Below are 8932 nucleotides of genomic sequence, written 5' to 3' on the forward strand. Positions count from 1 at the left end.
TTAACCATTTTTTCAAACCTTTTCTCCTACTCTCTTCTTAGAGGAACGAAAATGCACGAAAAACGGTTGGTATAATTCCTGTTTTTTTGATTTTTTAAAGAAATTTCGTAACTTGTGAGTACCACAAACACAAAACACTATGTTAACACTTCAAATTCTCCGACATGCCAATGCGGAACGAAATTCGGCATCCGGAAGGGACTTCGACAGGGATTTAAGTCCCGAAGGCTTTTTTCAAAGACATGCTATCAACACACATTTCAAGGAGTTAACTCATTTTCCCGAACAAATTTTTGTATCATCAGCAAAACGAACCGTTGCCACTTATGAGGGTATCCGGGAATTCATGAAGACAACAGCCGTCTATTCAGACGACTTGTATCTTGCTTCTTTAGACAATCTTATTGATTTCATGGAGGATAAAGCTTCTGAAAAATCGGTTCTTCTTGTCGGACATAATGACGGAATATCCGAACTCGTATCTTATCTCACCGGAGATTATCTTTCTTTGTCAACTGGAGGTTATATTGAAATGGAACTGCACATTGACCAGTGGAACATGCTTACATCCGGATGCGCTTCTGTCGTTCATCATTTTGAACCATCGGTTGCATCTTCCTTCTGATCTTTCTTTTTATGTACGAATTCATAATTCACCTGTATAGCAGGTGCTTTTTGTTCATGCCTGGGAAGATGCTCCGCGTTTAACTCCCGCCACTTCGCTTCCAGATCCTCGGGTTCAATCCCCATTTCCTGTTCCACCTCGTACTGGTATTTTGGAGACTGTGGTCCCTGTTTACGAAACAGAAAAGAAAGTATAATTCCTGTCCCCAATCCAAATAAATGCCCTTCCCAGGACACATGTGCCTGCATAGGAAAAATCCCCCAGATCAAACTACCATATAAGAAGACAACAAACAAAGACACTCCCATTAAAGGACGGTAGTTACGTAAAGCTCCTGACATAAATAAAAAACCAACCAGTCCGTAGATTACTCCGCTCATCCCGATATGATAACTATCTCTAGCCACCAGCCATGTAAACAATCCTGTAAATATCCAAACCAAAGCAAACACTTTAAAGGCTATTTTCCTGTAGAAATAAACCAAGCTTGCCAATAACACAAAAACAGGAGCCGAATTATTCAGGATATGATTAAAATCATTCTGACTATGAATAAGCGGCATAAACAGAACTCCACGCAACCCATTCCAATCACGTGGTTTTACCCCCCATTCATACAAATCCAATCCTAACTCATAGTCCGCCAGATAACTTGTCCACATGAGTAACAATAACATGATCGGATAACCGAAAACTTCATATTTATTAGGATTGAACTGATTCATCATTCCTTTCTCGTCAAATAACATTCCCTTTTTTATCCCGTGCCATAATGGCAGGATCATTAATAGTACAGCCAGTATCCCCTTGTTCCTCTCGAACTGAACCCTATAGCCGGGAAAGGAATTTTCAGAACATTAAAGTTTGACAACAAAGCTTTTAGCCAGGGCTTCTTTACAGGTATTTTAGACAGGTTAATATCCAATGAAAGAAAAACTTCTCGATAAGCGGAAAAGGACTTTATTTCTGTTCCTTGCTGAACAGCATAATATTCAACATCACTTTTTAACTTTTCCCGTACGCTATAGCCCACACTTAAACAAAGCCAATCCGGCACTTTCCAGTTCTTCGGTGTAATATCTCCGAGACTTACAGAGAGCCAATAAGTCTGGGCATTATAATCTTTCAACAACTGTTCAATCCCACTTCCCAGCACTTCCGGTCTGTACTTTGCATAAGGTGAAGGATAAAATGAAAATTTGGGTACAAGGATTTGCTTTTTAAACAATAGCTCCTGACCTGTAAACAACAGAATCCCTCCCGTATTTGCCAATACATCTCCGTATGAAAACCCATATCCTTCCGAGAACCCATCCATTAATTCGAAAGTACCCTGAAATGCAAAACTGTACAACCCCGAAATAAGAAGACTGTTCTCCCGGCTCACCCCTGACCAGCGATAGAGTGCATGAACTCTATTCTGTATCCAGTATGCCGTATAGGTATGTCCCAACTTATCCATTTGCAACCAATGATGGTTGTCATTAAAAAAAGTGAAATTCGTTTTTGCCTGATCCTTATACCAGACCTGAGAAAGTCCTATCATTGAACCGGCATAAACAGCGCCAATACCTGTAGACACTCCAATAACTCTTGCTTTATTAAGCGAATCTGAAGAAGTAAAGAATGATGTTTTTTCCTGTGACCAAATCAAAGTAGGAATCAGTAGCAAGATCAATAAAATTACTCTTATTTTCTGATAACTTTTCATGGTGTCCTTTACCTGATACAGGGATCAGTCATTAACGTTTGGTTACATTCCAAAAGGGAAAGGTAAAATACCTAAAGTATCCTCCATAACGATTGTTTTTCCATTACTCCCGCACAAGTACAACTGAAAAGATTCTTTTTGTCGCTTGATGACCTCTGCGATTACCTGGCGACAACTCCCGCAGGGAGATATAGGCTCAGTGTCATTCACCAAATCACCTTTTGCATAAATCGCCAGCTTTTTCACCTTTCGCTCAGGATAATTTGCTCCTACGTAGAATAAAACAGTTCGCTCAGCACATAATCCGGAAGGAAAAGCTATATTCTCCTGATTGTTCCCCAGAAAAATGGTCTCATCATCCAGCAAAACAGCAGCTCCCACCTTAAATGAAGAATAAACAGAGTAGGCTTTCTCAGACGCTTCCATTGCCGCTTCGATTACCTTTACCGCTCCTTCATCCAATTCTTTGTAACTCTCATGTATAGTATATGTAAACTCAAACTTTTTGTATTCTCCCATAGGTCTTCATTTCTTAATCAGCAGACAACAAGCATACGCTTTTATAGCTCTTTTCTCACCAAAAGAGTCTACCGTTTCATGTGTTGTTGCTTTAACAGAAACACAATCTTCACTTACTTCCAGTAGTGTACTAATCACTTTCTGCATTTCCGGAATATACGAACTTAATTTGGGTTTTTCGAGGACAACAGTTGTATCTATATTGTTTACAGCGTATCCTTTTTCTTTAATCATACTGAAAACACGCTCCAGCAAAATTTTACTGTCTATCCCTTTGAACGCAGGATCTGTATCTGAGAAATGGTATCCTATATCTCTTAGAGAAAGAGCACCTAAAAGAGCATCACAAACAGCATGTAGCAACACATCTGCATCAGAGTGTCCTACAGCACCAAACTCCGAAGGCACTTTTACCCCCCCAATAAACAAAGAATGTCCATCGGCTAGCCGATGGACATCAAAACCGTATCCGATTCTTAATTTCATCTATTACTCTTCATCAGCTGATTTTGCAACCGAAGATTTCTTATCAAACACAAAACGAAGGGTAAAACGCAATGTATTTGCCAGTGGATTCAGTCTTGAAAATGCCGCCAGATAGGAAATATCCAATCCGAAAACATTGTACTGAAGTCCGATCCCAAACGTCAGGTACTGTCGATTTCCTTTGGATCGGTCTTCATGAAAGTATCCTGTACGAACAGCAAATACTTCATTATACCAGTATTCCAATCCTACACCAAAATTGATCTCGCGAATTTCTTCCCCGAAACGGCTATTCTTTTTAATCTGCACTTCTCCGTTCTCAACAATAGCTTCTCCGTTTTCATCTAACAATGCTCTTCCCGGAGCGTCACCAAAAGATTGAAAAATACCAGTAATAACTCCTACATTGTTATCCTTTCCAATCCAGTAATTATTTCCATCATTTCCGTTCACCATAACCTGAGGAGTAGGAACCAATAACTTGTTAACGTCTACACCGAAAGTAATTGCATTGTATTCGTCAATATGCGTTTTTACGGCTGTTCCTAAACGCAGGTTCGTAGGCAAGAAATCCGTTGCTCCATTCTGAGAATACGTAATCTTATTTCCTATGTTGGAAATCGTCAGTCCCACTCCCACTTCGGCTTTTTTACCAAACCATTTCTTCTCCTTATCATAATAAGAGAATGATAAGTCCGCCGCTCCAGCCTGACCAGCCTTTGTATTCGCTCCCTGAACGGTTGTTCCTCCTGTCAGGTTAGAAAAAATATACTTTCCGTTCAAACCGATTGAGAAAACACGGCTTAACTGGAATGCATACCCTACCGTCAACTCAAGTTCAGAAGGAGTAAAGTCTCTCACTTTCTTTCCCTGCACATCCGTAAATGTGATATTTCCTAAAGAAAAGTAACGCAGTGATCCTCCAACAGCATGACGCTCTCCAATCTTCTTATATCCGGACAGATAAGACAAGTGAATATCTTTTGCCAAACGCTGCAACCAGGGAGAATACGATACCGCTATCTCAAAGTCTTTTTCAGCGAACGCCAATTTCGATGTATTCCAGTAAAGAGAATTCGCATCAGGAGAAATCCCCGCACCAATATCCCCCATTGCCCCGGAACGGGAATCAGGTGTTATTCCAATAAACGGAACAGCTGTTGTGATTGTGTTTAGCTGAACCTGCTCAGCTTTGTCAAATTGACTTGGATTCGTTCCCTGCCCCAACACAAAAGAGAAAGAGGCAAGTCCTATAGCAACGGTTACAAATTGTTTAATCATCTAATTCTAAATATAGTGCCACAAATATACGTTTTTTCACTGTTTTTATTGTGTGGGATTATTTTAACAATACCAATTTCTCAGTTTTATCTGCTTTTGTGCCGTCCGGAGCTTTCACTGACAGACGATACACATACACTCCTTTCGCCAACTGATCTCCAAAATCATCTCTTCCATCCCAGGCAATTCCATTGGAACGGAAACCACAAGTTGTTACCGGCTCATTAATTGTTTTCACCAGCTTTCCACTTATTGTAAAAATCTGAACCTGTACCTCCAGTGAAGCATCTACCTGATTGTGTTCAAAGAAAAATTCCGTATGTGTTGTAAACGGATTTGGATAATTCAAAACGTGATCAATCGTTATTTCTTTATTTTCTACAACGACAAAATCCATTGTCACTTCCGAACTGTTATTATTAACGTCCCAGGCTTTAAATGTCAGTGTGTGTCTTCCCGGGTCAAGATTTTCAAACTGATAACGAATGGCACCTTCCTGATAACTGTCCAACTCCGCCTCATAGTAATCATTCAGAACAATAGGCGAGCTTGTTTTCCCATCAAGAATCGCTGTTATGTCGTGTCCGATTCCATTCCCTACGGCATTAATTCCATTTTCATCAAATAGCTTTGCTATCAGGACCGGGTTTTCATTTGTCATTCCTCCGCTCACAAATTTATCATCATTCATAAACAGATTGACATCAGGCCCCTGGCTATCATCTAACCCGTCAGGATTTACACCTCCAACAATCACTCTAAAATCTGACCCGGCACCATCTATATTATCCGAATTTGCATACAAACTTATTTTTCCGTTACCAAAAGAATAGTTTATATCCTTTGGAACGACGAAAGTAAATTCAAATGCTCCATTTGTAACGGTTGACTTTCCTCTGTACAAGATATTTTTCTGCGTCTGAAATGTCAACTGTGGAGACCCCGGATCCTGAGCAAGCGTCTGATTATCCAAAGGTTTATCAAAGACACTTGGTACAGCAACTCCGTTAAGGCCTGTCAGGGGATTTCCGTTTTCATCCTCAACATGTGCCTTTATTGTCACCTTGCTCAACGATCGTAGCGTATCCATTTCTACAGAAGGAGCTTTACCATTTACCGAATCAACAACAACGTTTACTTTCGGTAACGACAAGCGAAGTGCCGGATCCCCCAAAAGCATAAAACTTCTTCGATTGGCATCCGAAGTCGAATTATTCTTTGTCATCATCAGGGTTTCCCCCATTGGAATCGGGAGAAAGTTGGCATCTCTGTTGAATACATAATCATACAAAGCCCCCCCAACAATTGAATTCACATTAATATATACCGGACGGGTTGTTGTCATAAGGGATATTGCACCACCTTTATCCGAAAGATACATATACTCTCCTGCCGACAATCTGGAAGGATCATCAAAACGGGTAAACTCACAAGTAGCCGAAACAAAAAGAGGGAGCTTATCAATATTTCTCCATGACTGAATCTGCGGAATGGTTATAATACGTTCCAGTGCAAGACCGGTTTCTCCTCCGTGTCCTACATAATTCATCAGAACAGTCCCTCTTTCTATTCTTGAATTGATCAAAGGTGGAACATCCGGGTAACGCTGCCCTCCAGAAGTTGTTATTTGCGTAAAAGCATCTAAGTAGATCTTATCATAATTCAACTCCGGGAAAATTGCCGAATAATTGGCAACATATCCTTCATGATCAAGAACGAACTGCCCTCCATCTTCGTCATCTGCAATATGAGTAACCCACAGACGCCAGTCTCCGTATGTTCCGTCGTTTTCCGTTCCACATGTACCGGATTGCGTCGATGCAAATAAATCTGAGCCATTATTTTTATAATGTACAATTTTATCTACCAACATTTTTGCCTGACCGGTAGTAGAAGCAATGATCCGTCCTACGCCAAGATCAAGTCCGTCAGCGCCGGAAAAAGACTCCGAATCATCCAGTAATCCAAAGAAATCATCTGAGGTTAACGAAGTCACCACATTCTCAGAGTTATCACTCTGATATGTGACAATTCTGTTATTATTGTTAGCTACCCGATCTTTAGGGTCGTATGTTCCATCCCCGAACAAACACAAATATTTCGGCATATCAGCAGGAATACCAGACGCTCTGTCGTAAAACATTTTTGCAAAAAAACGAATGGCTACGGGATCGGCTTTTCCGGCAGAAAACTCGTTGTACACCTGACTTGTAGTAACCACATGCACTGCCATCCCATCTGCCCTGTGAAGGTCAGCTAAACGATTTGCCTGTGCAAGATAATCAGGATGGGAAACAATCAGATATTCAGCTTTACTCAATGCATGTAAATTTTGATTTTCAACCCTTCCTACTGCCTCAGGAACAAGAAGTGAAGAATGCGTAAATGCTACAAACTGACGTAACGAGTCTGCTGCAAAACGAAAACTGAAAGTACTTCCCGAAACAGTTCCGTTTACTACTCCCGGGATATGCGGATCGGTTATTTCCCACACATTCATATTCCCTATACTTCCTGACAATGTATACTGCGCAATATTTCCAATACCCACTGTTCTTAAATCTCTATAGGTAACCTGTCCTCCACCGTACGAAAGACTCCTGCGGTAATTCAGTTCTATCTTATCCAACCAGGCAATCGTTGAAGGGTTTGTCCTTTCCAATACCATTTTCACGGATGCAGATGAGCCTGTCACGTTATGGTTAGTAGTCTGAAAACTACGATTCGCAAAATTATTACCTCCCACAACCGTGAAGGGATAACTTTGTACCTGACTGTTATTCAGATAAACCCGCATCAGATTCGACCCTCCCGAATTCGCATAAGCCAACGAAGTAAATAATTTTATTTGCTCTTCTGTCTGAATTCCCGGAAGCGAAAAATTGAATGTATACTCTAATTGAAAATCAAACTCTTCTCCATACCATCGCTTCCCGCTTTTTATCAGATTCCGATCATCTTTTTCATGTGTCACAACCTGATCACTTCCTGCAATAATGTGTGTAGAAGGAAGATTTGTAAGATCGGCACCGGAAATACGAAGGGGTGGCGTAGAAGAATTCACTGAAATATAGTAGTAACTGTAAGCATCATACAGGTGCTTTTTCTTTGCCAGAATCCCACCTGTCTCTACAACTATTTCATCCGGTCCCACTCCATAAAAAAGAATGTAGTCATTCGCATCAAAACTACCATCTCCTCCTCCTACTACTTCTATTGCATTTTTCACAAGATCATCAGGTCGATCAATCGAATTATCTTCCGGCAACATTCCTGTGGCATTTCCATAAACATGAATATGATCCGGGTTTAGCCCTGAAGTATTTATTCCCAAGCCCTCCAAAAAAGACCTATCCAACCGATACATTCCCGTTGTTGAAATCCGTACTTTATACCATTGTCCATTTCCCAGAACAGATGATGTTACAAATCCGGCTTTTGTTTGAAAAGGCAGTGGAGTAAGGGTCGAAGAAAAATAAATCTTTTTCACCCTTTTCAACTCATTATTTTGCTTTACATAAGGAAAGATTTCACCTCCTATAAAGTAATCTCCCCGATCTGATGCCCGCTTAAAACTATACTCAGGATTCACAGGAATATCCAACCCGTTATCCAAAATAAACTGACGATCAAAAGAACTTGCCGGTTCCGTTTCAAAGTTTACAATTGAAACACTTACAGCATTAGATCGAAGCAACTTATCTCTTTTTCGGAATATTGATACCGGTCTCCCTTTTTTATCATATTCAAGATCCACCGCCGGAAATTTAAGCTCTTCCTCAAATCGGGTAACGGTCCTGAACTCTCCCTCCCAATTGAGTTCTACCTCAAATGTATTCTGAGAATAAAGAGAATAAAAAGAAAAAAATGTAACAATTCCAACTAAGCAACGTATCATCCGATTGTATATTTGCGACAATATTACGAAACACTACAAAATCATTCCCGTTCAAAAGGGGACGATTTGTAAAAAAACGGAAAATTCAAAAAATTATTGTCAATTCGTTGACAACTTTTGAGACTAATTCTTTTTTTTTTCGTAACATTGGCGGTTGATTGTGTTATAGTAATTGCAATAAACATGCAGAAATTGAGCAACTGGAAAAACTACATACTTGCTATCTTGGCATTTTCCTGGGCATTTCAGGAAGTAAAGGCGCAAGACCCCATATTCACACAATTCTATGCAAATCCTTTGTATCTGAATCCTGCTCTAGCGGGAACACACGGATGCCCACGTTTTGCACTTAATTATCGCAATCAATGGCCGGCTATCTCGGGTAACTTTGTCACCTACAGTGCTTCATACG

The 8932-nt window shown here is 40.3% G+C and carries 8 protein-coding genes; 2 read left to right on the forward strand and 6 right to left on the reverse strand.

What is annotated here, in order from left to right; translation table 11 throughout:
* The first annotated feature begins 139 nt into the window (after positions 1-139).
* On the forward strand, positions 140-625 hold the full coding sequence (locus ABDZ97_RS14865) for a SixA phosphatase family protein (RefSeq protein WP_343789441.1): 486 nt from the start codon (positions 140-142) through the stop codon (positions 623-625).
* On the opposite strand, the gene ABDZ97_RS14870 is transcribed toward ABDZ97_RS14865, so the two are convergent.
* The 6 genes from ABDZ97_RS14870 to porU are packed head-to-tail and all read right to left on the reverse strand — an operon-like array spanning position 592 to position 8520.
* Entirely contained in the window at positions 592-1374 is a 783-nt protein-coding gene (locus ABDZ97_RS14870) for a rhomboid family intramembrane serine protease (protein ID WP_343789444.1), read from the reverse strand. The two genes, ABDZ97_RS14865 and ABDZ97_RS14870, sit on opposite strands and share 34 nt — an antisense overlap.
* A gap of 35 nt (positions 1375-1409) precedes the next feature.
* Positions 1410-2336 (reverse strand): DUF2279 domain-containing protein, encoded by a 927-nt coding sequence (locus tag ABDZ97_RS14875; protein WP_343789447.1) that lies wholly within the window; start codon positions 2334-2336, stop codon positions 1410-1412.
* 42 nt (positions 2337-2378) lie between these two features.
* On the reverse strand, positions 2379-2855 hold the full coding sequence (locus tag ABDZ97_RS14880) for a cytidine deaminase (protein WP_343789450.1): 477 nt from the start codon (positions 2853-2855) through the stop codon (positions 2379-2381).
* Positions 2856-2861: 6 nt separating this feature from the next.
* The gene (gene ispF / locus ABDZ97_RS14885; protein ID WP_343789453.1) at positions 2862-3341 is read right to left on the reverse strand and encodes a 2-C-methyl-D-erythritol 2,4-cyclodiphosphate synthase; all 480 of its coding nucleotides are present in this window, start codon (positions 3339-3341) and stop codon (positions 2862-2864) included.
* A 3-nt stretch (positions 3342-3344) separates the two neighbouring features.
* On the reverse strand, positions 3345-4622 hold the full coding sequence (gene porV, locus ABDZ97_RS14890; protein WP_343789456.1) for a type IX secretion system outer membrane channel protein PorV: 1278 nt from the start codon (positions 4620-4622) through the stop codon (positions 3345-3347).
* Positions 4623-4680: 58 nt separating this feature from the next.
* A complete protein-coding gene (gene porU / locus ABDZ97_RS14895) occupies positions 4681-8520 on the reverse strand; it encodes a type IX secretion system sortase PorU (protein ID WP_343789459.1) in 3840 nt (1279 codons plus the stop codon).
* Between the two features lie 183 nt (positions 8521-8703).
* Here porU and ABDZ97_RS14900 point away from each other — a divergent pair.
* A partial coding sequence (locus tag ABDZ97_RS14900) for a type IX secretion system membrane protein PorP/SprF (protein ID WP_343789462.1) occupies positions 8704-8932 on the forward strand: 229 nt, incomplete at its 3' end.

The organism is Wandonia haliotis (genome assembly GCF_039523435.1).
Lineage (GTDB): Bacteria > Bacteroidota > Bacteroidia > Flavobacteriales_D > Crocinitomicaceae > Wandonia > Wandonia haliotis.

Bases quoted from the DNA above. Each gene is read 5' to 3' on its own strand.
- ABDZ97_RS14870 (WP_343789444.1), bottom strand. From the start codon at position 1,374: ATGTTATTTGACGAGAAAGGAATGATGAATCAGTTCAATCCTAATAAA.
- ABDZ97_RS14875 (WP_343789447.1), bottom strand. From the start codon at position 2,336: ATGAAAAGTTATCAGAAAATAAGAGTAATTTTATTGATCTTGCTACTG.
- porU (WP_343789459.1), bottom strand. From the start codon at position 8,520: ATGATACGTTGCTTAGTTGGAATTGTTACATTTTTTTCTTTTTATTCT.
- ABDZ97_RS14880 (WP_343789450.1), bottom strand. From the start codon at position 2,855: ATGGGAGAATACAAAAAGTTTGAGTTTACATATACTATACATGAGAGT.
- porV (WP_343789456.1), bottom strand. From the start codon at position 4,622: ATGATTAAACAATTTGTAACCGTTGCTATAGGACTTGCCTCTTTCTCT.
- ABDZ97_RS14865 (WP_343789441.1), top strand. From the start codon at position 140: ATGTTAACACTTCAAATTCTCCGACATGCCAATGCGGAACGAAATTCG.
- ispF (WP_343789453.1), bottom strand. From the start codon at position 3,341: ATGAAATTAAGAATCGGATACGGTTTTGATGTCCATCGGCTAGCCGAT.